At 72.3% G+C, this 26,232-nt stretch carries 26 protein-coding genes; all 26 read left to right on the top strand.

The window, feature by feature from the left end; translation table 11 throughout:
- Window positions 1-104 precede the first annotated feature (104 nt).
- The 26 genes from IVW53_01515 to ispH all read left to right on the top strand — a co-directional run bounded on the left by IVW53_01515 (window position 105) and on the right by ispH (window position 26,232).
- A complete protein-coding gene (locus IVW53_01515; protein MBF6604249.1) occupies window positions 105-1,886 on the top strand; it encodes a hypothetical protein in 1,782 nt (593 codons plus the stop codon).
- 80 nt (window positions 1,887-1,966) lie between these two features.
- Window positions 1,967-2,245 (top strand): hypothetical protein, encoded by a 279-nt coding sequence (locus IVW53_01520; protein MBF6604250.1) that lies wholly within the window; start codon window positions 1,967-1,969, stop codon window positions 2,243-2,245.
- A complete protein-coding gene (locus IVW53_01525) occupies window positions 2,242-2,415 on the top strand; it encodes a hypothetical protein (protein ID MBF6604251.1) in 174 nt (57 codons plus the stop codon). Before IVW53_01520 ends, IVW53_01525 begins: the two co-directional genes overlap by 4 nt.
- Before the next feature lie 52 nt (window positions 2,416-2,467).
- The gene (gene alaS / locus IVW53_01530; GenBank protein ID MBF6604252.1) at window positions 2,468-5,236 is read left to right on the top strand and encodes an alanine--tRNA ligase; all 2,769 of its coding nucleotides are present in this window, start codon (window positions 2,468-2,470) and stop codon (window positions 5,234-5,236) included.
- Window positions 5,237-5,238: 2 nt separating this feature from the next.
- The gene (locus IVW53_01535) at window positions 5,239-6,501 is read left to right on the top strand and encodes a rod shape-determining protein (GenBank protein ID MBF6604253.1); all 1,263 of its coding nucleotides are present in this window, start codon (window positions 5,239-5,241) and stop codon (window positions 6,499-6,501) included.
- Window positions 6,502-6,512: 11 nt separating this feature from the next.
- The gene (locus tag IVW53_01540) at window positions 6,513-8,309 is read left to right on the top strand and encodes a hypothetical protein (GenBank protein MBF6604254.1); all 1,797 of its coding nucleotides are present in this window, start codon (window positions 6,513-6,515) and stop codon (window positions 8,307-8,309) included.
- The gene (gene ruvX / locus IVW53_01545) at window positions 8,306-8,794 is read left to right on the top strand and encodes a Holliday junction resolvase RuvX (protein ID MBF6604255.1); all 489 of its coding nucleotides are present in this window, start codon (window positions 8,306-8,308) and stop codon (window positions 8,792-8,794) included. The genes IVW53_01540 and ruvX overlap by 4 nt, the downstream gene beginning before the upstream one ends.
- Window positions 8,791-10,158: an endolytic transglycosylase MltG gene (gene mltG / locus IVW53_01550; protein MBF6604256.1), complete on the top strand. Its 1,368-nt coding sequence runs from the start codon at window positions 8,791-8,793 to the stop codon at window positions 10,156-10,158. The genes ruvX and mltG overlap by 4 nt, the downstream gene beginning before the upstream one ends.
- A gap of 161 nt (window positions 10,159-10,319) precedes the next feature.
- Window positions 10,320-10,877, top strand: coding sequence for an elongation factor P (gene efp / locus IVW53_01555; GenBank protein MBF6604257.1), 558 nt, complete (start codon window positions 10,320-10,322; stop codon window positions 10,875-10,877).
- Window positions 10,878-10,973: 96 nt separating this feature from the next.
- A complete protein-coding gene (xseA, locus tag IVW53_01560; GenBank protein ID MBF6604258.1) occupies window positions 10,974-12,449 on the top strand; it encodes an exodeoxyribonuclease VII large subunit in 1,476 nt (491 codons plus the stop codon).
- Entirely contained in the window at window positions 12,446-12,583 is a 138-nt protein-coding gene (locus IVW53_01565) for a hypothetical protein (protein MBF6604259.1), read from the top strand. Before xseA ends, IVW53_01565 begins: the two co-directional genes overlap by 4 nt.
- Complete coding sequence (gene xseB, locus IVW53_01570; protein ID MBF6604260.1) at window positions 12,567-12,866, top strand: exodeoxyribonuclease VII small subunit; 300 nt, start codon at window positions 12,567-12,569, stop codon at window positions 12,864-12,866. The genes IVW53_01565 and xseB overlap by 17 nt, the downstream gene beginning before the upstream one ends.
- 116 nt (window positions 12,867-12,982) lie before the next feature.
- Window positions 12,983-15,028 (top strand): 1-deoxy-D-xylulose-5-phosphate synthase, encoded by a 2,046-nt coding sequence (locus IVW53_01575; GenBank protein MBF6604261.1) that lies wholly within the window; start codon window positions 12,983-12,985, stop codon window positions 15,026-15,028.
- A 78-nt stretch (window positions 15,029-15,106) separates the two neighbouring features.
- Window positions 15,107-15,982, top strand: coding sequence for a TlyA family RNA methyltransferase (locus tag IVW53_01580; protein MBF6604262.1), 876 nt, complete (start codon window positions 15,107-15,109; stop codon window positions 15,980-15,982).
- Window positions 15,979-16,824: an NAD(+)/NADH kinase gene (locus IVW53_01585; protein MBF6604263.1), complete on the top strand. Its 846-nt coding sequence runs from the start codon at window positions 15,979-15,981 to the stop codon at window positions 16,822-16,824. Before IVW53_01580 ends, IVW53_01585 begins: the two co-directional genes overlap by 4 nt.
- Window positions 16,821-18,587, top strand: a complete 1,767-nt coding sequence (gene recN / locus IVW53_01590) for a DNA repair protein RecN (protein MBF6604264.1) — start codon at window positions 16,821-16,823, stop codon at window positions 18,585-18,587. Before IVW53_01585 ends, recN begins: the two co-directional genes overlap by 4 nt.
- Window positions 18,577-19,563, top strand: a complete 987-nt coding sequence (locus IVW53_01595) for a tyrosine recombinase (protein MBF6604265.1) — start codon at window positions 18,577-18,579, stop codon at window positions 19,561-19,563. The genes recN and IVW53_01595 overlap by 11 nt, the downstream gene beginning before the upstream one ends.
- Before the next feature lie 26 nt (window positions 19,564-19,589).
- Window positions 19,590-20,288, top strand: a complete 699-nt coding sequence (locus IVW53_01600) for a PH domain-containing protein (GenBank protein ID MBF6604266.1) — start codon at window positions 19,590-19,592, stop codon at window positions 20,286-20,288.
- Window positions 20,289-20,356: 68 nt separating this feature from the next.
- The gene (locus IVW53_01605) at window positions 20,357-20,980 is read left to right on the top strand and encodes a site-2 protease family protein (GenBank protein ID MBF6604267.1); all 624 of its coding nucleotides are present in this window, start codon (window positions 20,357-20,359) and stop codon (window positions 20,978-20,980) included.
- Window positions 20,952-21,452 (top strand): hypothetical protein, encoded by a 501-nt coding sequence (locus tag IVW53_01610; protein ID MBF6604268.1) that lies wholly within the window; start codon window positions 20,952-20,954, stop codon window positions 21,450-21,452. The genes IVW53_01605 and IVW53_01610 overlap by 29 nt, the downstream gene beginning before the upstream one ends.
- Complete coding sequence (locus IVW53_01615; protein MBF6604269.1) at window positions 21,452-22,261, top strand: segregation/condensation protein A; 810 nt, start codon at window positions 21,452-21,454, stop codon at window positions 22,259-22,261. Before IVW53_01610 ends, IVW53_01615 begins: the two co-directional genes overlap by 1 nt.
- A complete protein-coding gene (gene scpB, locus IVW53_01620; protein ID MBF6604270.1) occupies window positions 22,258-22,935 on the top strand; it encodes an SMC-Scp complex subunit ScpB in 678 nt (225 codons plus the stop codon). Before IVW53_01615 ends, scpB begins: the two co-directional genes overlap by 4 nt.
- The gene (locus IVW53_01625) at window positions 22,935-23,768 is read left to right on the top strand and encodes an rRNA pseudouridine synthase (protein MBF6604271.1); all 834 of its coding nucleotides are present in this window, start codon (window positions 22,935-22,937) and stop codon (window positions 23,766-23,768) included. Before scpB ends, IVW53_01625 begins: the two co-directional genes overlap by 1 nt.
- A gap of 5 nt (window positions 23,769-23,773) precedes the next feature.
- Window positions 23,774-24,481 (top strand): (d)CMP kinase, encoded by a 708-nt coding sequence (gene cmk, locus IVW53_01630; GenBank protein ID MBF6604272.1) that lies wholly within the window; start codon window positions 23,774-23,776, stop codon window positions 24,479-24,481.
- Window positions 24,482-24,491: 10 nt separating this feature from the next.
- Entirely contained in the window at window positions 24,492-25,247 is a 756-nt protein-coding gene (locus IVW53_01635; GenBank protein MBF6604273.1) for a 1-acyl-sn-glycerol-3-phosphate acyltransferase, read from the top strand.
- A 22-nt stretch (window positions 25,248-25,269) separates the two neighbouring features.
- Entirely contained in the window at window positions 25,270-26,232 is a 963-nt protein-coding gene (ispH, locus tag IVW53_01640; GenBank protein MBF6604274.1) for a 4-hydroxy-3-methylbut-2-enyl diphosphate reductase, read from the top strand.

Genomic DNA, 26,232 nt, shown 5'->3' on the forward strand with positions numbered 1-26,232 from the left:
CGCCGCGGAGGACCCCAATGTCCGTGTCGTCGCCGTCGAGGCGCACTCGATCCCCCGGTCGCGCCGGTCTCGCGCGCAGGATCGCCGCCGCAGCGGCATCCGCGGTGCTGCTCGTGTCCCTCCTGCCAGCGGTGACCGCGGCGTCGTCGTCCGGCTCGGAGGCGGGCGACGCGCATTTCCACAAGGTCGGCACGACCGTGATCGTCGCGACCGGAACCGCGCCGGCGGGCACCGGCAGTCTCAGTGCTTCGAGCGAGCGGTCGCCCGCAGCCGACGTCCTCGAGCGCAGCCCTCGGTCGACGGTCGCTGCCGGCGGCCAGGTCCGGATCCCGGTCCCGTCATCGATCGGCGTCGACTCGCGGCGGGGTGACGTCTCCGGATTCGTCGGCCTCAGCCATGTCGACTCGCGCACCGCGAGCGGCGGCAATCAGTTCAGCCTCGAGCCGCCGGACCAGGGCCTGTGCGTCGGGAACGGCCACGTCGTCGAGACGGTGAACGATGTGATGGCCGTGTATGACACGCGCGGCCGGATCCAGTCCGGACCGATGGCGCTCAACGCGTTCTACCGGTACGCATACGCGATCGATCGGACGAGCGGCACATTCGGGCCCTTCGTCACGGATCCGAAGTGCCTGTACGACGCGGCGACGAATCGCTTCTACATGACCGTCCTCACCCTCGACACGGATCCCGCCACGGGTGACCCCATCGGGACGACGCACGTCGATATCGCCGTGTCCCAGGGCGGCGATCCGACCGGCGCCTGGACGATCTTCAGCTTCAGCACGACGAACGGCGACGGTACCCTGGCGGGTCACCCCGGCTGCCCGTGCCTCGGCGACCAGCCCCTCCTCGGAGCGGACGCCCACGGCATCTACATCTCGACGAACGAGTTCCCGGTCTTCAGCGCGGGCTTCAACGGGGCGCAGCTCTACGCCGTGTCGAAGTCGCTCCTCGCCGAAGCAGCGACGGGCGCGGTCGGCACGCTGCCGACCCTCGTCGCCATCAACCTCGGGTCGATCGCGACCCCGGACATCAATGGCACCTGGTACAGCGTCCAGCCGGCGACGTCGCCGGGCGGTGACTCCGGCGGGTCGGGCGGGTCCGGTGACTCCCGAGACTCCAGCAGCGGGACCGAGTACTTCCTCAGCGCCCTCGACTTCTTCGGGGCAGGGGATCAGCGGATCGCCGCCTGGGCTCTGACGAACACGGCGTCGCTCGATTCAGGGACACCGGCGGTCACCATGCAGGCGCCGGCCGTCCTCCAGAGCGAGCCGTACGGCAGCCCAGTCGCGTTCGGCGTGACCCAGCGACCCGGACCGACCCCGCTCGGCACCGCCCTCGGGGAGGGTCTCGAGCAGCTCAACGCGAACGACGATCGGATGAACCAGGTGGTCTACGCGAACGGCCAGCTGTGGTCCGCGCTCAACACGGCGGTGGGGGACGGGACGCGGTCCGCGATCGCGTACTTCACCGTGACGCCGAAGTGGCGCCATGGATCGTTCGCGCCGCGCCTGAGCGGCCAGGGGTACGTCAGCGTCGCGAACAACAGCGTCCTGTTCCCGTCCGTCGGGGTGACCCCGGATGGGCGAGCGACGGTGGCGTTCACGCTCGTCGGCCCCGACTACTTCCCGAGTGCCGCCTACGCCTCTCTCCGTCGCGGATCCGCGGGGCCCGTACGCATCGTCGCCTCCGGGGCCGCCCCGGAGGACGGCTTCACCGGGTACGCGGCGTTCGGCGGTGACGGGATCGCCCGCTGGGGTGACTACTCCGCCGCCGTGACGGACACGCAGGGCAACGTCTGGATGGCGGCCGAGTACATCCCCGGCGGCACCCGGACGCTCCTCGCGAACTGGGGGACGTTCATCAGCAGGGTCTCGGACTGACGCTGACCCTGGCACTCGCGATGGACGGGCCGGACCGCGAGGTCCGGCCCGTCCATGTTCGCCGCCTATACTCGGCGGCGATGAGCATCGGTCCCGCGCCCGTCCTCGCGCTCCTCGTCGGCACGTTCAACGCGGCCCTGTTCGTGTTCCTGCGGGGCAGCGGGGGAGGGCAGCTGCCGCTCCTGTTCGTCGCCGCCGTCCTCGGCGCGTGGGCGGGTGACGCGATCGGCGGGCGACTCGGCCTCGACCTTCTCCGGATCGGCGACTTCCGCCTCCTCAGCGCGATCGTCGTCGCCTGGATCGGGATCGGGGTCGTCTCGATCCTCGCCATCCTCGGGCCGGCGCGGCGTCGGACATGAAGCGCGCAGCGGCGGACGACGCGCGAGTCTCCGTCTTCCTTCGCGGCCTGAGCGCCGGTGCCCTCGTCGGCGCGGCGGTCGCCGGCTCGGCGATCTGGCGACACCTCAGGGATGCGGCCCGCCGCGACGTCGAACCACCTGCCGCCGCCGCGAAGGACGCCGCGCCGTAGCGTCCGCGTGGTCCTCGCGGCCGGCGAGTGCGGTTCGGTACCATTGGCCGCGATGCCGACCCCCGTCATGACGCACGACTCGCGGATCGTCAGCCTGCCCGCCGCGGAGATCCGCCGCCGCTTCATCGACTTCTTTGCCCGATCCCCGCGAGACCACCAGGTCGTGCCCTCCGCGAGCCTCGTCCCGGCCGGCGACCAGACCCTCCTCTTCACGAACAGCGGGATGGTCCAGTTCAAGGAGGTCTTCACCGGCGCGGAGCAACGGAGCTACGACCGCGCGGTGGACTACCAGCGCTGCCTCCGCGTGGCCGGCAAGCACAACGATTTCGAGGAGGTCGGGCGGACGCCGCGCCACCACACCCTGTTCGAGATGCTCGGCAACTGGAGCTTCGGCGACTACTTCAAACGCGAGGCGATCCACTGGGCGTGGGAGTTCCTCACCGTCGAGCTCGGGATCCCGGGCGACCGCCTGGCGGCGACCACCTACCGGGATGACCTCGTCGCGCGCGACGTGTGGCGGGACGAGATCGGGCTCCCGCCGGAGCGGATGGCCGCCTGGGGCGACGTCGATGGCGGCGACGACAAGAACTTCTGGCGGATGGCGGACACCGGGCCGTGCGGACCGTGCAGCGAGATCCATTTCGACCGCGGTGCGCACCTCTCGGAGGGCCCGGAGTGCGTCCCGGATCACAGCGAGCACTGCCCGCGCTGGCTCGAGATCTGGAACCTCGTCTTCATGGAGTTCGACCAGCGGCCGGACGGTCGCGTCCCGTTGCCGTTCACGAGCGTGGACACCGGGCTCGGCCTGGAGCGCCTGGCGAGCGTCCTCCAGCAGGTCCCGAGCAACTACGACACGGACCTCTTCACGCCGATCCACGCTCACCTTCGCGAGCTCCTCGGACACGACCCGGCCGATTTCGAGGCGGAGCGCTTCAGCTACCAGGTCATCGCCGATCACGCGCGGGCCATGACCTTCCTCATCGCGGACGGGGTCCTGCCCTCCAACGAGGGCCGCGGCTACGTCCTGCGCAAGCTCGTCCGGCGCGCCGTGCGGCATGGCCGGCTCCTCGGCCGGCGCGAGGCGTTCCTCGCCGAGATGGCCGATGTCGTCATCCGGGTCATGGCGGACGCGTACCCGATCCTCGTCGAGCGACGATCGGAGATCCTCGCCGCGATCGAACGCGAGGAGGCCCAGTTCGCGCGGACGCTCGACGCCGGGACGAGCCATCTGGAGGTCGCGCTCGCGACGGTCCCGACGACCGAGCGGACGGTCGGGCGACGGCCCGAGGACCTGCCGCCCGACGCGCCGCAGCTCGACGGCGCGCTCGCCTTCCGGCTCCACGACACGTTCGGCTTCCCGATCGACCTCACGGTGGAGCTCGCCGCGGAGTACGGCGTCGCGGTGGACCGGACGGGCTTCGCGGCCGCACTCGCCGAGCAGCGCGAGCGGAGCCGGAGCGGGCGCAAGGCGGACCTCGCCCGGCACGCCGAGCGGACGAGCCTCTACGAGGCGATCCTCCGGTCGCGGGGCGAGACGCTGTTCACGGGTTACGAGTCCACGAGCGCCGAGGCGACGGTCGTCGCGATCGTCCGTGAGGACGTCGAGTACGAGGAGCTGACCGGCAATGCGGCCGTCGAGGTCGTGCTCGACCGAACCCCGTTCTACGCGGAGGGCGGCGGCCAGGTCGGTGACCGTGGCGTCCTGCTCGAGGCCGGGGGCGGTTCGTCGCTCATGACGGTCGCCGATACGCAGCGGCCCGTCGGCGCGCAGGGGGGCGGCCTCGTCGTCCACCGCGGCACGCTCCACGGACGGCTCCGGGTCGGCGAAACCGTGCGTGCCGCCGTGGATCGCGAGCCGCGCGAGCGGACGATGCGCAACCATACCGGCACGCACCTTCTCCATCGCGCCCTGCGCAACGTCGTCGGCGAGCGGGCGCGACAGGCGGGCTCGCTCGTGACGCCGGACGGCCTGCGCTTCGATTTCCCGTTCGAGCGTGCGGTCACCGCGGAGGAACGGGCGGCGATCGAGGCGGAGGTCCGGGGCATCGTCCGCGACGCACGCCCGGTGAGCGTGACGTATCTCTCGATGGCCGACGCGATCGCCGCCGGCGCGGACGCGTTCTTCGACGAGAAGTACGGTGAGCGTGTCCGGACGGTGCGGGTCGAGGGCTACAGCCATGAGCTCTGCGGCGGCACCCACTGCGCGAACTCGGGGCAGGTCGGGAGTTTCGTCATCGTCGGCGAGCGGAGCATCGGATCCGGGGTGCGGCGGATCGAGGCCCTCACGGGCGACGGTGCCGACGCCTGGATCGGTGCGCGGCTCGAGACGCTCGACCGTGCGGCCGATGCCCTGGGGGCCCAGGCGGCGGACGTGATCGTCGAGCGGATCGGAGCCCTCCAGGGGGAACTCCGCGAAGCGCGCCGCCGACTCCGGTCCGGCGAGGGCGCCGGCAGCCCGCAGATCGCCGAGGCGGTCGCCGGCGCGGAGACCATCGGCCCGGAACTCCGCCTCATCGCCCGACAGGACGGCTGGGAGTCGATCGAGGCGATGAAGGCGTTCGCCAAGGAGCTCCGCGGCGTGTTCCCGTCCGGCGTCATCGCGCTCGCCGACGAGCGGCCCGAGCCGCAGCTCTTCATCACCGTCAGCGACGACCTCGTCGCCCGTGGGATCGCCGCCGGCGCCCTCGTCCGGGAGGCGGCCACGAAGATCGGCGGCAACGGTGGCGGGAGCCCCCGGATGGGCCAGGCGAAGGGCGGCGACCCGACCGCCGTCGGGCGAGCCTGGGATGCGGTCCGCGAACGCCTCCGGACCTCCGGCTGACGATGGCCTTCTGGCGCCGCATCTGGCAGCGCGATGGGGAGCCGGCGCTCGCTGCCTGCACCGCCCTCGACGTCGGCACGGAGTTCGCCAAGGCGCTCGTCTTCGAGATCGACGATGCGGGTCATGGCACCGTCCGCGGCGTCGGTCGCAAGCGGCAGGGACTCTCGCACATGCAGTCGGGTACGGTCGCGGACATCGGGGCCGTCGTCGACAACTGCTCGGTCGCCCTCCAGGAGGCCGAGGAGATGGCCGGCTTCCGTCCGACCCAGGTCGTCATCGGCATCGCCGGCGAGCTCGTCAAGGGCTTCACGACGACGCACAGCCAGGAGCGCCGGAAACCCGACTCGCCGATCACGGAGGCCGAGCTCCAGCGGCTCATCGACGGCGTCCAGCGAGAGGCGCTCCGGGAGGCCGAACGGGCGATCACCTGGGAGACCGGCCTGCCGCACGTCGACGTCCGCCTCGTCCACGCGGCGATCACCGGGGCGAGCATCGACGGATACGCGCTCACGAACCCGGTCGGCTTCCAGGGCAGGCACGTCCGGATCAGCATCTTCAACGCGTTCGCGCCGCTCGTCCATCTCGGCGCACTCCAGAGCGTGGCGAGCCAGCTCGACCTCGAGCTCCTCGAGGTCGTCGCCGAGCCGTACGCCGTCGCCCGGGTACTCGGCGCGGACGGCGTCCACCAGTCCGGAGCGCTGTTCATCGATGTCGGCGGTGGGACGACGGACGTCGCACTCGTCCGCCAGGGCGGCATCGAGGGGACGCGGATGTTCGCCCTCGGCGGTCGGGCCTTCACGAAATCGATCGCCGATCGACTCGATCTGCCGTTCCCGCGCGCCGAATCGCTCAAGGTGGACTACGCCCGCGGCCTCGATGTCCCCGATCGCGATCAGGTCGCGGCGGTCATCGCGGACGACGTGACCGTCTGGGCAGCCGGCGTTGAGCTCGTCACGGAGGAGCTGGCGGCAGGTGAGCAGCTGCCGGCCCGAATCTACCTGTGCGGCGGAGGATCGAGGCTGCCAGAGGTCCGGGCCGCCCTCGCCGCAGAACCGTTCTGGGCACGCCTGCCGTTCAGCCGTCCGCCCGAGGTGACGATCATGTCACCGGACCAGGTGACGACGATCCGCGACGGCACGGCGCTCCTCGTCGACCAGCAGGACGTCACGCCGCTCGGGCTCGCCTACCAGGCGATCGAGCTCCAGGCCGACGAGGATCCGCTCGATGCCGCGCTTCGACGGGTGCTCCGGGCGATGAAGGTCTGAGGTCCGGGCACGTGGCGAACGACACGGCGATCGTCTACCTCGACGTTGACGACGAGATCACCTCGGCGGCCACCCGCATCCGGAGTGCGGAGGCGCCGCGCATCGCCCTCGTCCTGCCGCCCGGATCGCGGCTCGCCACGTCGCGGATCAACTTCCGGCTCCTCGCTCGCGAGGCGCAGGCGCGGAGCCGGCAGCTCGTGATCGTGGCGCCGGAGGCGGCGACGCGTGCTCTGGCGGCGTCAGCCGGGATCGACGCGTACGCGGCGGTGCGGGACCTTGATGAGCCGGACGGCATCGAGCGGCACGCCGCGATCGCGGGGAGCCGCGATGCGGCGTCGGCCGAGGCATACGTCGGCGGGCCGTCCCCCCGCGCCGGCGGCGCGAGCGCGGACGCGCATCCGATCACGGCTCGGAGCACGGCCCCGGCACTGCCGGTCGTGGGAGGTGGGCGACGGCCGGGAGTCGGCGTCTCGTCCGGCCGCATCGCCGCGGTCCTCGTCGGGGTCGCCATCCTCCTGCTCGCGATCATCGGATACGTCTTCCTGCCGGCCGCCACCATCGTCGTCACGCCCAGGATCGATCCGCTCGGACCCCTTACGTTCACCGTCCGCGCAGACCCGACCGCGTCCGCGCCTGACGCGGCGACGGGTGTCGTGCCGGCGACGGTCCCCACGTTTCCGCTGACCGCGTCGGGCACGTTCCCCTCCAGCGGCAAGAAGGTGACGAACACGGCGGCCACGGGCTCGGTGACATTCTCGAACATCGATCCGTTCGCCCAGCACACGATCGCGGCCGGAAGCGTCGTTTCGACGCCCGATGGGATCGGGTTCGCGACGACGCGGGTCGTCATCCTCAACCCGGCCCAGCTCGTGGACTCCGGTGGCAACATCGTCATCGTGCCGACGACCGGCAGCTCGCCGGTGACCGCGGTGGCGGGCGGGACGGCGGGGAACGTGGGGGCCGGCGCGATCCGGATCCCGCCGCCGGACCAGAATGCACGGAAGATCCAGGTCCGCAACCCGGCGCCCACGAGCGGTGGGTCCCACACGGAGGCGCTCATCATCGCCCAGAAGGACATCGACGCGGCGACGGCCTCACTCGCGACCCAGCTCGCGACCCAGCTCGACGCCACGATCGCCGATCCATCCCAGGTTCTGCCCGGCTCGACGGTCTTTCCGGAGACGAAGGCGATGACGGCTGCGACACCGACGGTCGATCCGACGACGCTCGTCGGCCAGCAGGTGACCTCGTTCAGCTACGGGCTGACCGCCACCGGCAGCGTGACCGCCGTCGATCTGGCGGCGGTCGAGGCACTCGCGACCGCGCAGCTGAGCTCGAGCGTCGCGGCGGACCACACGCTGGTCGCCGGATCGGCGCAGGTGACGGTCGGCAAGGGTCGCCTCCAGTCCGGCACGATCGTCTTTCCGGTCCGGGCGACGGCGCAGGAGGCGCGGACGCTGACGGGAGTCGACTTGCTCGCTCTCGTGAAGGGCAGGTCTGTCGCGGAAGCCGAGGTCGCCCTCGGACCCTACGGGACCGCGAGCATCACGCTCTGGCCCGGGTTCACGGACCGCGTTCCGGGCTACGACTTCCGGATCGACCTCCGCATCGCGGCCGGTTCGGGTCCCGCCGGGCCAGGCGGTGGGGGCGCGACGCCGGCTTCTCAGCCACCCGCCGGCACGGACCGGCCGTCCGGGGGCAGCGCGCCGAACGGGATTCCGACGAAGGTGCCTCCGACGAACAGTCCAGCACCGAGCATGACGCCGAGCGGTCCGTCGCCGAGCGCGGCGGGGAGCGGGGCACCGTGACCCGATTGCTCGCCATCGACCTCGGCGAGCGCCGCATCGGGCTCGCCGTCGGGGACGATCTGCGCGGCGGAGCCGTTCCGTTGACGACGGTCGCGCGCGGACGCTCCATCGCCGACGACGTCGCCACGCTCGGCCGGGTGGTCCAGCGGGAACGGATCGACGAGCTCATCGTGGGCCTGCCCATCGACACCGCGGGCACGGAGGGTGTCCAGGCCGACCGCACCCGCAGCTGGGCGGCGGCCGTCGCGGCAGATCTCGACCGCCCGATCGCTTTCCGGGACGAACGATTCTCGAGCCGCATCGCCGAGGAGCGCCTCGGACCAATGCCGCGCGGCCGGTCCGGCGGTCCGCCGACGGCGACGCAGCGCAACCGGTACCGGGCCCGCGTCGACCGCGAGGCGGCGGCGATCATCCTCGAGGCCGAGCTCCGCGCCCGCGCCGGGACCGCCCCGGCCCCGGCCCCGGTGGGAGGCACCGAGCGATGACGATCCGACGGGGCGGCCCGCCCCGCGGCCGCGCGGATGCGGCCCCCGACCAGGCGCACGTCGTCGGTGGCGTCGACGGCGTCGACCGCACGATCGAACGCCCGCCCGCCCGGGACCGGCGTGATCGCCGACGACCGACGGGTGGCGGAGGTCGCGGTGGGTTCGGCGGGCTGGTCCGCTTCGTCGCCTTCGCCCTCGTCCTCGGCGCCGTCGTCCTCGTCGGCCTCGTCACGGTCCTCCGACCGGTCGCGGCGGGAGCGATCGTCGGCTGGGCGTCTGACAACCCGACCGCGCTCGGCATCCCGTTCGTCGCGGATCTCGTCCGCGAGGATCTCGGCGCCTCCCTCACGGCGGCCCCGAGCACGGACGCGACGGAGGTCGACTTCATCGTCGCGCCCGGCGACACGGCCCGCGGGATCGCGGCGCGACTCCAGACCCAGGGCCTCCTGATCGATGCCCGAGCCTTCGTGTTCACCGCGATCGAGCGAAGTCTGACGAGCAAGCTCGAGGCCGGAACGTTCATCCTGCGCCGCAACATGACGCCCGACCAGCTCGTCACGGCGCTCCTCCAGGCGAAGAGCCTCGCCATCGACATCTCGTTCCGCGAGGGTCTCCGGGTCGAGCAGATGGCCGCCAAGCTCGAGACGCTGCCAGTCACGCTGGACCCGAAGCAGTTCTACGACCTCGCGATGCACCCGACCGCCTCGATCCTCGCCGCCCATCCATGGCTGCAGCTGCCGAAGGGCGCCTCGCTCGAGGGGTTCCTCTACCCGGCGACGTACCAGGTGCTTCCCTCGATCACGCCGGAGCAGCTCATCGGCAAGATGCTCGATGCGTTCTACACGCAGGTCGGACAGGCGCGCGTCGCCGTCCCGGCGAGCCGCGGCCTCACGTTCTACCAGGTCGTGACGATGGCCTCGCTCGTCGAGCAGGAGGCGAGGCTCGACGCCGAACGGCCGCTCATCGCCGGCGTCTTCCAGAACCGGCTCGACCCGAAGCTCTTCCCGACCCGCCTGCTCCAGTCGGACACGACGATCTTCTACATCAACGACACCGTCCAGCTCGCGAAGATCCCGTTCGCGGCGTGGGCCCAGTACTCGTTCTGGGGCCCGTTGACGGCACCGATCAAGGATTCGAGCGTCTCACCGGCGCTCGCCAAGTACGACACGTACACGGCTCCGGGACTCATGCCGGGGCCGATCTGCTCGCCCTCGCTTGCATCGATCGACGCCGTGCTCCATCCGGACACCGCGACCGGCTACCTCTATTTCGTGGCCAGGAACGACGGCTCGAACACCACCGCGTTCGCGAGGACGCTCGCCCAGCACGAGATCAACGTCCGCAAGTACAGCAGCGCGCCCTGACGGGCGTCCTCCGTGTCGGCTGACGCAGCGCCGCGGGCGGGTCCGCGATTGAGGCTCGGGCGGCGAGCCTCGGCTACAATCCGCTCCACCACACCGTCACGTTCCGCCGGCCTTCGCGCGTTGCCCTCCGGCGACCGATGGCCAGCCCAGGAGCCCCACCCATGATCAGCACCGGCGAACTGCGCAAGGGCGTCGCCATCGAGCTCGACGGCGATCTCTGGCAGATCCTCGACTATCACCACATCAAGATGGGCCGTGGCTCGGCCCAGGTCCGGATCACCCTCCGCAACATCAAGCGAGGCCAGACCGTCGAGCGGAGCTTCCAGGCCGGCACCAAATGGCCGCGCGCCCAACTCGACCGGCGGCCCGTCCAGTTCCTCTACCGGGACGGCGACGAGTTCCATTTCATGGAGAACGAGACGTACGACCAGTTCCACCTGACGGCGGAGCAGCTCGCCGACGCGGCCCTCTACCTCAGGGACGGGATGACCCTCGACCGGACCAGCTACCAGGGTGAGACGATCGGCGTCGAGCTGCCGGTCACCGTCGACCTCACGGTGACCGAGACGGAGCCGGGGTTCGCGGGCGACACGCAGACCGGCGCGCGCAAGCCGGCGACCACGGACACCGGCCTCGTTGTCCAGGTGCCGATCTTCGTGAGCGAGGGGGACACCATCCGGATCGACACCCGGACCGGCGAGTACCAGACCCGCGTCTGAGCTCGTCGCCATCCGCTCAGGAGCGGTCGGCCCGCGGGTGTCCGCTCGCGCCGTGGCGCGCCGCATGGCCCGGGGCGTCTCGCTGGGCACGGATCGATGAGCGATCCGCTCGATCCCCCGGACTGGGCATTGCCCGCCTGGGACGCGGATCGGTCCGCGACCCGCCCGAGCGTCGGCGGGCCGCACCGGGACGAGCGCGCCGAGGGACGATCGCCGGCCGACCGACAACCCCCGTCGCTGCGCATCCTCGCCGTCACGGACGTCACCCGCGCCGTCCGGGACGCGGTCCGCGGCGACGAGCGCCTCCGCGACCTGTGGGTCGAAGGCGAGGTCGGGCGGGTGACGATCTCCAGCGCCGGCCACGGGTATTTCAACCTCAAGGACGAGCGGAGCCAGCTCGCCTGCATCTGGTTCCGCGAGGACCGCCTCGCGTCGCCGTTCGAGGCACGGGTAGGCCTGCGGATCGTCGCCCACGGCCGCCTCGACGTCTTCGAGCCGGGCGGGGTGTACCAGCTCTACGTCGACGCCGTGCAGCCCGCCGGGTTCGGCGATCTCGCCATCCGCTTCGAGGCGCTCAAGGCGCGGCTCGCCGCCGCCGGCCTGTTCGACGCAGCAAGGAAGCGTCCTCTGCCCGGACGCCCGGCCGTCGTCGCGGTCGTGACGAGCGCGACCGGCGCGGTGTGGCACGACATCGTCCGCGTCGTCGAGCGCCGCTGGCCGCTGACACGGGTCATCCTCTCGCCGTGCCTCGTGCAGGGCGACGGCTCGGTCCCGAGCATCGTCCACGCCCTCGAGCGGATCGACCGCTGGGCGGACCGCCTCACCGCGGACGGTCGGGGCGTGGAGACGCCCACGGTCACGATCCTGGCTCGCGGGGGCGGGTCGCTCGAGGATCTCTGGAGCTTCAACGACGAGGCGGTCGTGCGGGCGGTCGTCGGCCACGGACGGCCCGTGGTGGCGGCGATCGGCCACGAGACGGACGTGACGCTGGCGGACTTCGCGGCAGACGTGCGGGCCCCGACACCGTCGGCGGCCGCCGAGCTCGTCGTGCCCGACCGCGCGGAGGCGCTCCGACGTGTCGCGGCACTCGACCGTCGCGGGCAGCTCGCCGCGGAACGCCGGATCGGCACGCTCGGCGTCGTTCTCGGCAATGAGCGGCGGGTGCTTGCCGGTCTCCATCCCGCGGTCCGGATCGCTGCCGATCGAGAGCGGAGCGGGGCACTCCTCGACCGTGCCACCGCCGCGGCCGGGATGCGGGTCGAGCGATCCGCAGCACGACTCGCCCGGTCCGTGTCGCTCATCCCGATCGTCGTCCGACGGGAGCTGGGCGGCGCCGAGAACCGGCTCATGGTGGCGGCGGCAGCGCTCGGCGCACTCGGTCCGCAGGCCACCCTCGAGCGCGGCTACGCGATCGTCCGGCGGATCGACGATGCGCGGATCCTCCGCGTCCCGACGGATGCCCCTCCCGGCACCGGCCTGACGATCCGCCTTGCCCACGGCGACCTTGCGGCGACCGCCGGGCCACGATTCCGCCCTCGATCCGGGGCGGCGGGCGAGATCGCCGATCCATGATCGGCGATCTCCTCATGCTCGCGGTGATCGTCGTCGTGACCGCTGCGATCGGCTTCGTCATCGGTAAGCTCATCGCGCCGCGCCTCATGCGGTCGACCGATCGAGAGGAGCGAGACGATGACGAGCCCCGATGACGCGGCCCTGAGCCGGTCGCCGTCCGTGGCCGCTGCCGATGACGGGCTGACGTTCGACGCGGCCCTTGCGGAGCTCGAGCGGATCGTGGCCGCCCTCGAGGCCGGTGGCGCGCCGCTCGAGACGACGCTCGAGCTCTACGAGCGCGCGGTCGCGCTCGAGTCCCGCTGCTCCGCGTTGCTCGCGGAGGCGCGGCTGCGGATGGAACGTCTCGTCGAGCGGAGCGGAGGCCGGCTCGAGACCGTCGCCATCGAGGACCGCGCGGCGACCGAGCCCGGCGCCTGACTGTGCCCCGGTCGGCCGGCCCGTCCTCGGGACGCTCGCGGCCGGTCGGCGTAGACTCCGCTCGCCGCCGGACCCATCCCCGGCCCGGCCGCATGGCGACCGCGCGTGAACCGACCATGAGGAGCATCGCCGACGTGTCGATCCTCGAGCGCGTGAGTGCGCCCGCCGACCTCCGTGGACTCGATCGCGAGCAGCTCGATGAGCTCGCCGCGGAGATCCGGGAGACGATCGTCTCGACCGTCGCCCGCACGGGCGGCCATCTCGGCAGCTCGCTCGGCGTCGTCGAGCTGACGATCGCCCTCCATCGCCTGCTCGACTCGCCGCGGGACCGGATCGTCTGGGACACCGGGCATCAGGCCTATCCGCACAAGCTCCTCACCGGGCGCGTGGCGCGGTTCCATACCCTGCGCCAGCTCGATGGAGTGGGTGGCTTCCCGCGTCGGAGCGAGTCAGAGCACGACGTCTTCGACGGCGGCCACGCGGGCACCGGTCTCTCGATCGGCGAGGGCCTCGCCACCGCACGCGATCTTCGCCACGGCCGCGAGCGGATCGCCGTCGTCGTCGGTGATGCGGCCCTCATGAGCGGACTCTCGTTCGAGGCGCTCAATGACGTCGGCCAGCGCCAGACGCGGATCCTCATCGTCCTCAACGACAACGAGATGTCGATCAGCCCGACGGTGGGCGCACTGTCGAAGTACCTCTCCACGATCAAGCTCTCGACCGCCTGGCAGACGAGCAAGTCGGCCTATGACCGGGCGATCGAGCGGCTGCCCATCATCGGCGAGACTGCGCTCGATCTCTCGAAGCGGGTCCGGCGCTCCGTCGTCCAGTTCGTGCAGCAGCCGGGCAGCCTGTTCGAGGACCTCGGCATCACCTACATCGGCGTCGTCCCGGGTCACGATCTGGGGGTCCTCGAGGACACGCTCGGGCGCGCGCTCGAGCTGCGCGGGCCGGTCCTGGTCCACGTCCGGACCCAGAAGGGGCGAGGCTATCGACCGGCGGAGACGGACCAGGTCGGCTTCCATGGCGCGGCGCTCCCGCCGATGGGCGATGTGGCGCGGGCGGAGGTCGCCGCCGTCGCCACACGACCGCGAGCCTGGTCCGCGATGCCGACCGAGTCGATGATGGATGATGCGGCGCCGCCGACGCCCGTCGTCGAGGCCGTGAAGCCGCCGAACTACACGGCGGTCCTCGTCGGCGAACTCATCGCAGCGGCTCGCGACGACCGCCGGATCGTCGCGATCACGGCGGGGATGCCGACCGGCACCGGCCTCAACCGCTTCCAGGCCGAATACCCGGACCGGTTCCTCGACGTCGGGATCGCCGAACCGCACGCGGTGACGCTCGCGACGGGGCTCGCCATGGGCGGTGCCCGTCCCGTCGTCGCGATCTACTCGACGTTCCTCCAGCGCGCCTTCGACCAGACGGTCCACGACGTGTGCCAGAACGACCAGCCGGTGATCCTCGCCGTCGACCGGGCGGGACTCGTGGGCGAGGATGGCACGAGTCACCAGGGGATGTTCACCCTGCCGGCCCAGCGCCAGCTCCCGAACCTCGTCATCGCGAGCCCGAAGGACGAGCAGGAGCTCCGCTCGCTCCTCCGGACCGCGCTCGCCCAGGATCATCCGTTCGCGATCCACTATCCGCGCGACCCGGGCTTCGGTCTCCCCCCGGCGGAGCCGGCGATCCTGCCGATCGGGCGCGGCGAGCTCGTGCGGTCCGGGACGGACGTCCTCATCGTGGCCTTCGGGCCGATCGTCGCCCGGGCTCGCGAGGCGGCAGAGGCCCTTGCCGCGGAGGGCTGGTCCGTCGCGGTCGTCAACGCCCGGTTCGCCAAGCCGCTGGACCGGCAGCTCATCCTCGACGAGTCGCGTGGCAAGCGGCTCGTGGTGACCGTGGAGGAGAGCGTCGTCGTCGGCGGGTTCGGTTCGGGCGTCCTCGAGCTGCTCGAGGAGGCTCGGATCGTGGATCCGGCCTATCGCGACGTCGTCGTCAAGGTCGTCGGCATCCCCGCCGGCCGGTTCGTGGACCACGGATCGGTGGCCGATCTGCGGCGGCTCCTGCGCCTCGATGCGGCCGGTCTCGCCGCCCAGACGAGGGAGACACTCGCCGTCCTCGGGGCGACGCCGGGACACGCGGCGGAGGCCGCGGCCGCGAGCTGACCCACTGCGACCTGCGGACCGTCAGTGCGGCGCCCGGACGTGCCCGAGGCCGTGTGCGACGATGGTCCGGTGCGCACCATCGCGGATCGTCGGCCCCGGCTCCGGCTCGATCAGCTCCTCGTCGAGCGCGGTGTCGCGCCCACGCGGAGCCGGGCGGCTGCGCTGCTCCTCGCGGGTCGGGTCCGGGTGGGGGAGGGAGACGGGGCGCGGCTGGACCGCAAGCCCGGAGACCTCGTCGAGCCGGCCACCGCGCTCCAGCTCGTCGAGCGCGATCCATACGTCAGCCGCGGTGGCCACAAGCTCGTCGCCGCGCTCGACGCGTTCGCGATCGACCCGCATGGGCTCGTCTGCCTCGATGTCGGAGCGTCCACCGGTGGCTTCACGGACCTCCTGTTGCAGCGCGGGGCGAGCCGTGTCTATGCTCTCGACGTGGGTCGCGGGCAGCTCGCCGAACAGCTCCGGACAGACTCCCGGGTGATCTCGATGGAACGGACGAACGCCCGGACGCTCGATCGCGGCGTGCTGCCCGAGCCGGTCCGTCTCGCGGTCGTCGACATATCGTTCATCTCGCTCGGTGCTGTCCTCCACTCGATCGCCGGCTGTATCGATCCGGAGTTCGGCGGCCGGATCGTGCCGCTCGTCAAGCCACAGTTCGAGGTGGGGAAGGGACGGACGGTCGGCGGCGTCGTGCGCGACCCGGCGCTCCATCGAGAGGTCCTCGAGCGGGTCACGGGCCTCGCGATCGCTCTCGGCCTCACGCCGCGCGGACTCGTGGCTTCGCCGATCCTCGGCCCGCAGGGGAACCGCGAGTTCCTCCTCGACCTCGGCGTCCCGGTCGCGTGGACCGCTCCGGCCCCTGCGAGTCGGCAGACCGGTGGACCGCCGCCGGCCGCGGTCGCGGCCATGATCTCGCCGACGTTCCGCGATCGGATCGCCGCGGTGACCGGAGCGTGAGCCTCAGCCGCATCGGACTCGCCTTCAACCCGACGAATCCGGCCGCCGTGGAGCTCCGGGATCGGGCGATCGCGTGGTGCCGGCACCGTTCCATCGAGGCCTGGTCGGCCCCTTCGGGGGAGCTCGACGTCCTCCTCGCCGACCTGCCGACGACGGATGTCGTCGTCGTCCTCGGCGGCGACGGGACGTTCCTCCGGGCTGCTCGGGCCGTCGCCGAGGTGGACGTGCCGATCCTCGGCGTCAATCTCGGCAAGGTGGGCTTCCTCTCGAAGGTGGAGGCGAACGAGCTCGAGACGGTGCTCGGCCAGATCGCCCTGGGCGAATATCGCCTCGACGAGCGGATGACGGTGGAGGCGCGGATCCTGCCCGGCGGCCTGACCGAGGGGGGCGAGCGATTCGTCGCCCTCAACGACGTCGTCGTCGCCCGGGGTGAGCTCGCCCGGGTCTGCCGGCTCGATGTCGCGGTCGGACCATCCCACGTCGCGACGTTCATCGCGGACGGTCTCGTCGTGTCGACCCCGACCGGATCGACCGGGTATGCGTTCTCGGCCGGCGGACCGATCGTCGATCCCTCGAACCGGAACCTCATCGTCACCCCGATCGCCGCCTATCTCGCCGCGATCCGCTCGATCGTCGTCAGCCCGCGACAGACGGTCCGCTGCCGGGTCGTCGACGCGATCGAGGCGCTCGTGAGCATCGACGGCCGCGAGGATCGTCGGCTCGCCGTGGGCGATGTCGTCGAGGTGCGGGCGATGGAGCGGCCGATCCGGCTCATCGAACCGAAGGGCGCCCAGCCGTTCTGGGACCTCCTGCGGCACAAGGTCGAGCTCCTCCCGTCGTGAACTCCGGCGCGCGGTCACGGCGGCCGGACCCGAGCGTCGCCGAGGTCGAGGATGGTCCGACGGCGGCCGCCGGTCGCCTCCTCGAGCTGACCGTCACTGACCTCGCCCTCCTCGAGCGGCTGAGGCTGGAGCTCGGCCCCGGTCTCAATGTCGTCACCGGCGAGACCGGCGCCGGAAAGAGCCTCGTGATCGACGCGCTCGGACTCGTGCTCGGTGCCCGCGCGGATCCCGGGCTCGTCCGTCATGGCTCGAGCGTGGCCCGGGTGGAGGCGCTGTTCGACCGGCTGCCGGAGCCGCTCATCGTCGTCCGCGAGGTCACCGCCGCGGGTCGCTCCACCGCCCGCCTGGACGACGAGGCCGTGACCGCGGCACGGCTCGGCGAGACGGTGGGTCCGCTCGTCGAGATCCACGGGCAGCACGACCAGCAGCGGCTGCTCGACGAGCGGTGGCAGCGGGAGCTGCTCGATGCGGCCGGCGGTCACGCCGACGTTCGGGCGGCGTTGGCCGCCGCGGTGCTCCGCTGGCGGGAGAACCGCGCCGCGATCGCGGATCTCGCGATCGAACCCGCCGAGCTCGCCCGCCGTCTCGAGATCGCCGAGCACGAGGCGTCGGAGATCGCGGCCGCGCACCTCCGGGCTGGCGAAGCCGCCGAGCTCGAGGCCCGGCTCGACCTGGCCCGCCACGGCGAGACCATCGCGAGCGGCGTGGCGGCCCTCCGCGAGACGATCGCAGGCGATGGCAGCGGTGCCCGCGAGGGACTGGCGGTCGCCGCTCGCGAGGCCCGCCAGCTCGGTCGAGTCGACGCGCGATTCCTCGCGGTCGCCGAGCGGCTCGAGGGGACGGTCGCCGACCTCGACGACCTCGGCCGGGAGTTGCCGCTCCTCGCCGACGAGGCGGTGAACGACGCAGGGGCGATCGACGCGCTCCAGGAACGCCGATCGCTCATCTATCGCCTGGAGCGACGCTACGGCGGCGACGAGGCGGAAGTGCTCGCCCACGGATCGCGCGCGATGATCGAGCTCGAACGGCTCCGCGGCGTCGAGATCGAGCGGGCGCGCCGCGTCGCGGACGATGCCGGACTCCTCGCCGCGGTGGCCGCCGCCGCGGCGGAGCTCTCCGTCCGCCGGCGAACTGCTGCCGACCGACTCGCACCGGAGGTCGGTCGCGCGCTCGAGGCGCTCGGCTTCCCGCCGTCGGCGTTCGAGATCGCGATCGGCAGGCGCGTCGCGGCACCGGACGAGGCTGCCGTCGAGCTCGACGGGGACGCCGTCGCGTTCGACCTGTCGGGCGTCGACCTCGTCGTGTTCCGGTTCGCCCCGAACGCGGGCGAACCAGCCCGGCCGCTCGCGCGGATCGCGTCCGGGGGCGAGGCGAGCCGGGTCGCGCTCGCGATCCGGACCGTCCTCGCCCGTGCCGATGAGACGCCGACACTCGTCTTCGACGAGATCGACACGGGGATCGGCGGCCGCGGCGCGGACCCGGTCGGGCGGAGCCTCTGGGCGCTCGGCCGTCGACACCAGGTCGTCTGCGTCACCCACCTGCCGCAGATCGCGGCTCACGCCGACGAGCATTTCCGCATCCTCAAGCGTGAACGCGACGGTCGAACGGTGACCGAGATCGAGCGGCTCGATCGAGAGGGTCGGATCGTGGAGCTCGCGGCGATGCTCGCCGGTCCGGGCGGCGGCGCAGCCGCACTCGCCGGCGCCCGTGAGCTCCTCGATCGTGCGGAGGCAGCCCGCGTGCGGCCGTCCGATGCCGGCTGAGCTCGGCGCGCCTCCCTCGCTGGACGCGGCGATCGACGAGTATCTCGACCACCTCCGGGTCGAGCGCGGCCTGTCCGGCGCGACCATCGTCGCCTACCGCAACGATCTCTCGGCCTTCGCCACGTCGGCGTTCGCGTCCGACCGCTGGGGGAGCACGCCCGACGAGGCGGTCCGCTACCTCGCCTCGCTCGGCACGCCGCCGCGCGGGGCGATCCGCCCGGCCCTTGCGTCGTCGAGCCGGCGACGCCGCACTGCCGCGCTGCGGGGGTTCTATCGGTTCGCCTACGGCGAGGGCCGGGCGACGGCGGACGTGGCGACACACCTGGACCTGCCGCGCCAGGCTCGCTATCTTCCGCACACCCTGAGCAGCGACGAGGTCGTCCGGCTCCTCGAGGTCGTGGGCGGCGAGGCGGCCCCGTCCGGCGAGGCGGGCGATGGCCGAGCCGCGCTCGAGGCGAGGCGCGCCGTCCGCGACCGGGCGCTCGTCGAGCTGCTCTACGCCGCCGGCCTCCGGGTGAGCGAGGCGCTGCGGCTCGACGCGGACGACCTGTCCCTCGACGGTGCCTACGTCCGGGTCGTCGGCAAGGGCGACCGCGAGCGCCTCGTCCCGGTCGGCGAGGTCGCGATCTCCTGGCTCGGCCGATATCTCGCCGAGGTCCGACCCACCTGGCTCGTGGGTGGAGCGGACCTTGTCCATGGTGGACCGGTCTTCGTCACGGACCGGGGTGGGCGGCTCGGCCGCCAGGCGGCGTGGGCGACCGTGAAGCGCGCGGCCTCGGCTGCCGGACTCGGCGACCGCGTCTCCCCACACACGTTCCGCCACTCATTCGCGACGCATCTCCTCGAGGGCGGAGCGGACCTGCGGATCGTCCAGGAGTTGCTCGGCCATGCGACCATCAGCACGACACAGCTGTACACACACCTGACCGGCGAGCGGATCAGGGAGGTGTACGCCCGCGCCCACCCGCGCGCCTGATCGACGCGCAACAACGGAGGGGACCGATGACCCGCTACGCCGATACGCTCCTCGCGACCGGGGAGGTCATCGTCCTGCGCGCCCGTCAGCACTGGCTGGCCGTCGTCCGCGACGCGCTCCGCCCGATCGTCATCGTCGTGATCGCGATCGTGCTCCTGTTCGCCGCCGGTCAGCTCCCGGCGATCCACGACGTGCTCGCGTACGCGAGCCTCGCCGGGGTCATCGTCGGGCTCCTCTGGATCGGGCTCATCGTCTGGGGCTGGTCGTCGCAGGACTACCTCGTGACGAACCGGCGCGTCATCAAGGTCGAGGGGATCCTCAACAAGCATTCCGCGGACAGCTCGCTCGAGAAGATCAACGACGCCGTGCTCGACCAGAGCGTCATCGGCCGGATCTTCGGCTTCGGCGACCTGGACATCCTCACCGCGAACGAGGACTCCGTCGACCGCTACAAGTGGCTCGCCGATGCGGCCGGGTTCAAGAAGGAGATGCTCGACCAGAAGAACGCCCTCGAGATGGACATGCGAACTGTGCCGGCGCCGCCATTCCGTGCGGCGGCGCCGACCGTCGCCCCGGCCGCGCCGCAGACCGCAGCGGCATCGTCCCCGATGAGCCAGGACGATGTGACGGGGACGCTCGCGAAGCTCGCCGACCTCCGCGACCGGGGGGCGATCAGCGCCGAGGAATACGAGGCGAAGAAGGCAGAGCTGCTCGCCCGACTCTGAGCGCCGCCCGCCCCTGAGGTCGGCCCGGGTACGATACGCGGGACCTTCGAACCGAACCTGAGGCCCCCGTGGCGATCGACCCCAGCCGTATCGCACTCATCGCGATCTTCCTGCTCGTGGCGTTCCCGGTCCACGAATTCGCTCATGCCTACGTCGCCTACCGCCTCGGCGACGCGACGGCGAAGATGTTCGGGCGTCTCACCCTCAACCCGGCGGTTCATTTCGACCCGATCGGCGGCCTGTTCCTCGCCTTCACGGCGATCACCTCCCCGTTCATCATGGGTTGGGCGAAGCCGACCCCGGTGAACCCATCCAACCTGCGTGACCGCCGCAACGGAGAGGTCTGGGTCGCCCTCGCCGGACCAGCCTCGAACCTGCTCATGGCGGTCGCGGGCGCCGTCGTCGTGCGGGTCATCCTCGCGACCCAGGTCCACCTGCCGGCTGCGGTCGCGGAGATCCTCATCCTCTTTGTCCAGTTCAACGTCGCTCTGGCGCTCTTCAACATGATCCCGATCCCGCCGCTCGATGGCTCCACGCTCCTGTTCCGGGTCCTCGACCCACGGACGGCGTGGCAACTCCGCCCGGTCCTGAGCCAGTATGGGTTCCTCATCCTGATCCTCCTGATCCTGGTGGCCGCGAATCCGCTCGGAACCCTGATCTTCAATGCCACGCGCATCCTGGTGGGGCTCTAAGGTCCGCCAGTTCCGGGCGCACGTCGGGGCGCGGGTCACGGCGGCCGAGCGCGCGGAGCTGGCGACCTGGCTCACGCCCGCCCAGCTGGAGGTCTTCGACCGCATGCACATCGCGGATCGCCGCCACGGGCTCGATGTCGCGGCGTCGCTCGCCGCGGGCGGTTCGGCCGATCGCGAGCTCCTCCTGGCGGGGCTCCTCCACGATGCGGCGAAGGGAGCCGATGTCGGCGTCTGGCCGCGCGTCGCCTGGTCGCTCGGGCGGGCGTATGGGCCGGCGGTCCGTCGCGTCGCCGACCGGGTGCCGGGCTTCAGGCTCGCGCTGCGACGGCTGGACGACCACGCGGAACTCTCCGCGCGACTCGCCGCCGCGGCCGGCTGTCCGGAGCGGACGGTCGAGCTCATCCGGCACCAGGATCATCCGGTCGATCCTGACGCCGGCGGACGGCTCCATCTCGCCGACGAGGCGAACTGATGCTCGAGGCTGCGGTCCGCGCGGTTCCGACGGTCGAGTTCGGCGAGGGACGGGGCCCGGAGGCTTCAACCCGGATCCGCCTGCCCGACTTCGACGGCCCGCTCGGGCTCCTCCTCGCCCTCATCGAGAGCGAACGCCTCGACATCCTCACCGTCCCGCTCGGTGCCCTCGCGGGGGCGTATCTCGAAGCGCTCGCGGGGCTCGAGGATGACCGGCTGGCCAACATCTCGGCCTTCGTCGGCGTCGCGAGCCAGCTCATCGTCATCAAGAGCCGGGCGCTCCTGCCGCGCCAAGATCCGCGACCCGCGGAGGGACTCCCGCCCGACGAGGGGCCCGATCCCGAGGCGGAGCTCCGCGCCCGACTCATCCTCTACCGGGCGTTCCGCGACGCGGGAACGGTCCTCGCGGACCGGGCGGCGGCGATCGGCAGACTCTTCCGGCGCGAGCCCGGGCTCGCCCACGCCTCCGCCCTCGCCGGCGCTGCTCCGTCCGACGCGCCACCGCTCGATCCGGCGCTCCTCGTCGGGGCCCTGGCCGATCTCATCAGCGTCGTTCCGTCGTCGCCGCCTCCTCCAGGAACCCTCCGCCGAGCCGTGTCCATCGCCGAGCGGTCGGCGGTCATCCGGGCGGCCATCCGCGACGCCGGCTCGATCGTCCTCCAGGACCTCCTCCGCGACGTTCGCGACCGGGTCGTCGCCGCTGTGACGTTCCTCGCCCTGCTCGAGCTCGTGAAGCGGCGCGAGGTCGTCGTCGAGCAGACGGTGCCGTGGGGCCCGATCGTCGTGCGCCCGATCGGCGACCCACGGTGAGCGAGGACCTCCGATCCGCGGCGGCCTCCGACGAGGCGCCATCGGCCGCGCCGCCATCGGCCGCGCCGCTCACCGAGGCCGCTCTCGAGGCGCTCCTCTTCGTGGCCGTCCGTCCGCTCACGCGACGCGAGATCGCGACCATCGCCGGGACGGATCGGGCGACCGTGGATGCGCTCCTCGGCGATCTCGAGATCACGCTCGCCGGCCGCGGGATCCGGCTGGTCGTGAGCGGCGACCGCGTCGAGCTCGCGACGAGCCCGGCCGCCGGATCGCTCATCGCGCGCTATGTCGGCGACGACGGTGCCCGTCCCTCACCGGCCGCCCTCGAGACACTCGCGATCGTCGCCTACCGGCAACCGGCGACGCGAGCGGTCATCGAGCGGGTCCGCGGCGTCGATTCGGACTACGCCCTGCGGATCCTCCTCCACCGTCGCCTCGTCGTCGAGCTCGGCCGGGCGGATGCGCCGGGCCGGCCGTATCTCTACGGCACGGGCTTCGAGTTCCTCGAGCGGTTCGGGTTGACGAGCCTCGACGATCTGCCGGTCCTCGCTGCGGAGATCGCCGGCCGCCTCACCGATGCCGCGGACGATGGTGGCACCGAGAGCGGCATCGACATCGTCACCGACGATGACACGGAGCGGTCCGTTGCCGCGTCCACGGCCGCGCCGGCCTGATGGCGCCCGAGCGGCTCCAGAAGATCCTTGCGGCGGCGGGCGTGGCGTCCCGCCGGGCGAGCGAGGCGCTCATCGCCGCCGGGCGGGTGACCGTCGACGGCCGGGTCGCGACGGTCGGCGAGTCGGCGGATCCGAGGATCGCGGCGATCGCCCTCGACGGGCAGGCGATCCACCCGCCGGATCGGGCAACGCTCGTCCATCTCGTCGCCAACAAGCCGCTCGGCGTGACCTCCACCGTCAGCGATCGCCACGCCGAGCGTACCGTCCTCGACCTCGTCCCGCGGGAACTCCGCCCGGACGGCGGCCGCCTCTATCCGGTCGGGCGCCTCGACCGCGACTCGGACGGTCTCCTCATCCTCACCAACGACGGGGCATGGGCCGAGCGCGTGCTTCATCCGCGGTACGGCGTGGAGCGCGAGTACGCGATCGGCCTGGACCGTCCGCTCGGCCCGGCCGAGGCCACCGCACTCAGCGGTGGGATCCCGCTCGAGGAGGGCCTCGCGGAGCTCTTCCACCTCCGCGCCGCGAGCGGCCCGGAGACCGCCCGGCTGGACGGACTCCTCGACCCGCGGCCGGGCTCGCTCGCCTGGTACCGGGCGACGCTCCGCGGGGGCTGGCGCCGACAGCTCCGCCGGATGTTCGGTGCCGTGGGCGTGCCCGTCGTCCGCCTCGTCCGCGTCCGCTTCGGGCCGGTCCGTCTCGAGCGGCTGCGGAGCGGCGACGTACGGGTCCTCACGCCGGCGGAAGTCCGGGCGCTGCGGGCGGGTGCCGGGACCCCGAGCGCCGGGCCACCGGGCCGTAGACCACGCGGACCATCCGAGCCGCTATCGTGACGGCGATGGATGCGGAGCGGCTCGGAGGGCTCGTCGTGGCGCTCGATGGGCCGGCCTCATCGGGCAAGAGCAGCGTCGGCGCGGCCGCGGCGGAGGCACTCGGCTATCGGTTCATCGACACCGGTCTCCTCTACCGCGCCCTGACGTGGCTTGCCCTCCATCGAGGGATCCCACTCGCCGACGGGAGCGCCCTCGTGCCGCTCATTCCGGAGATCGAGCTCGCGCTCGACGGCGCCGGTCGGCACGCACGCGTCGTCGTCGGCGGGATCGACCGAACGGCGGCGGTCCAGACGGCGCGGGTGGATCGCAGCGTGTCAGAAGTGGCCCGGACGCCGGAGGTTCGGGCGGCGTTCCTTCCCGTCCAGCGCGGACTCGCGTCGCGCGGCGGCATCGTCGTCGCCGGTCGCGACATCGGGACGGTCGTGCTGCCGTCCGCGGACGTCAAGCTGTTCCTCGACGCCTCCGTCGAGGAGCGGGCCAGGCGACGGGCGGCGGAGCGCGGCGAGCCACCGGAAGGACCCGCCGCGGAACGGATCCTCGACGAGCTGCGGCGCCGGGACGAGGTCGACCGGAACCGGTCGGTCGCCCCGTTGCGCGCGGCCACCGACGCCCGCCACGTCGTGACGGACGGGAACTCGTTCGAGGAGACCGTCGCCACGGTCATCAGCGCGATCCGATCCTTCGCGGACGGCCGGACGACGGTCGCGCCGTGAGGCCCGCGCGGTGAGCCGCTCCACGGGGGAGGGCGCCGGCCGACCAGCGGGCCGCTCCGCCGACCGGCTCCCCGACCACCTCACCCCGTTCATCAGCGGGACGGCCTTCGTCGCCCGCACCGCCCTGCGCTGCCTCACCCGGGTCCGCGTCGATGGCGACCTCTCCGGGATCCCGCCGGAGGGACCGCTCATCATCGCGGCGAACCATCTCTCGAACGCGGACGGCGTCCTCGTCGGCGGCTGGCTCACGCCCGCGCTCGGACGGCGCATCCACTGGCTCGGCAAGCGCGAGATGGTCGAGTGGCCGCTCCTCGGGCGACTTGCCCGGGCGGGTTCGATCCATCCCGTCGACCGGGGGTCAGCGGACGTCGAGGCGTTCCGCCTCGCGCAACGGATCCTCGCCGAGGGCCATGTCCTCCTCGTCTTTCCCGAGGGGACGCGAAGCCCGGACGGAGCGCTCCATGAGGCGAAGGACGGCCTCGCCCTGCTCGCCCTCCGCTCGGCGGCACCGATCCTGCCGGTGGGGATCTCCGGCACGGACCGGTTCTGGCCCAAGGGTCGCTTCCTCCGGCCCGGCGGGCGGATCGCCCTGCGGGTGGGTGAAGTCTTCCGGCTCGCGGACGTCCTTCCGGCGGACGCCGACCGGCGGACCGCCAAGCGGCTCGCGACGGAGGCCGTCATGACCCGCATCGCGGCCCTCGTCGCGCCCCGTCATCGGGGCGTCTACGGCGTCCGGGTGGAGGAGCCCGGGCGGTCGGGAACCTGACCCGTGCGATACTTGCCCCACGATGGGCAGCGTCACCGGGATCACGATCGCGAAGCGGACCGGCTTCTGTTACGGCGTCCGTGAGGCGATCGACCGGGCCAAGGAGTCCTCGGCGGCCGGCCGGACCACGTCGACCCTCGGCCAGGTGGTCCACAACGAAGGGGTCATCGCCGAGCTCGAGGCGCTCGGGATTCGGACCGTCGATTCGCTCGACGACGTCGATCACGGCGCGGCGGTCGTCATCCGCGCGCATGGGGTGCGACCCGGGGTGATGGAGCGGGCTGCCGCGCGCGGCCTCGACGTCATCGACGGCACCTGCACCTGGGTCATCCAGGAGCAGCGCGAGCTCGTCCGCCTCGTCGAGGAGGGCTACACGATCGTCCTGCTCGGCACGCCGAAGCACCCCGAGGTCGTCGGCCTCCTCGGCTTCGCGCCGGACGCGATCGTCGTGGACGAGGAGGACGACTGGGCGCGGATCCCCCGGCGCAAGAAGATGGCGCTCATCAGCCAGAGCACCCAGCCGCCGTGGAAGTTCGAGAAGCTCGCCGCCTACATGGTCGGCCGCAGCCACGAGCTGAAGATCGTCAACACCGTCTGCCCGGTGACGATCCGGCGCCAGGAGGACACGCTCGAGACCGCCGGGGCGGTCGACCTCATGGTCGTCGTCGGCGGGCGGAGCAGCGCGAACACCAAGGAGCTGACGCGACTCTGCGGCATCGTCGGCACGCCGGCGATCCAGGTCGAAGGCGTCCGCGATCTCGACGACCCGGCACCGTTCGTCGGCGCCCGGATCGTCGGCATCACCGGTGGGACGAGCACCCCGATCGAGGACCTCCGCGCCGTCGCCCGGCGGGTCCTCGAGCTCGCCGGCACGCCAGACGTGATCGCCCATGCGGACGAGCTCGCCCTCGCGGCCCTCGCCGCGGCGGCGACCCCTGCCGGCCGGACCACCTCGCTCCCGAGCGCCACCGCCGGCGCGGCATAG

This window comes from Chloroflexota bacterium (assembly GCA_015478725.1).
Taxonomy (GTDB): domain Bacteria; phylum Chloroflexota; class Limnocylindria; order Limnocylindrales; family CSP1-4; genus C-114.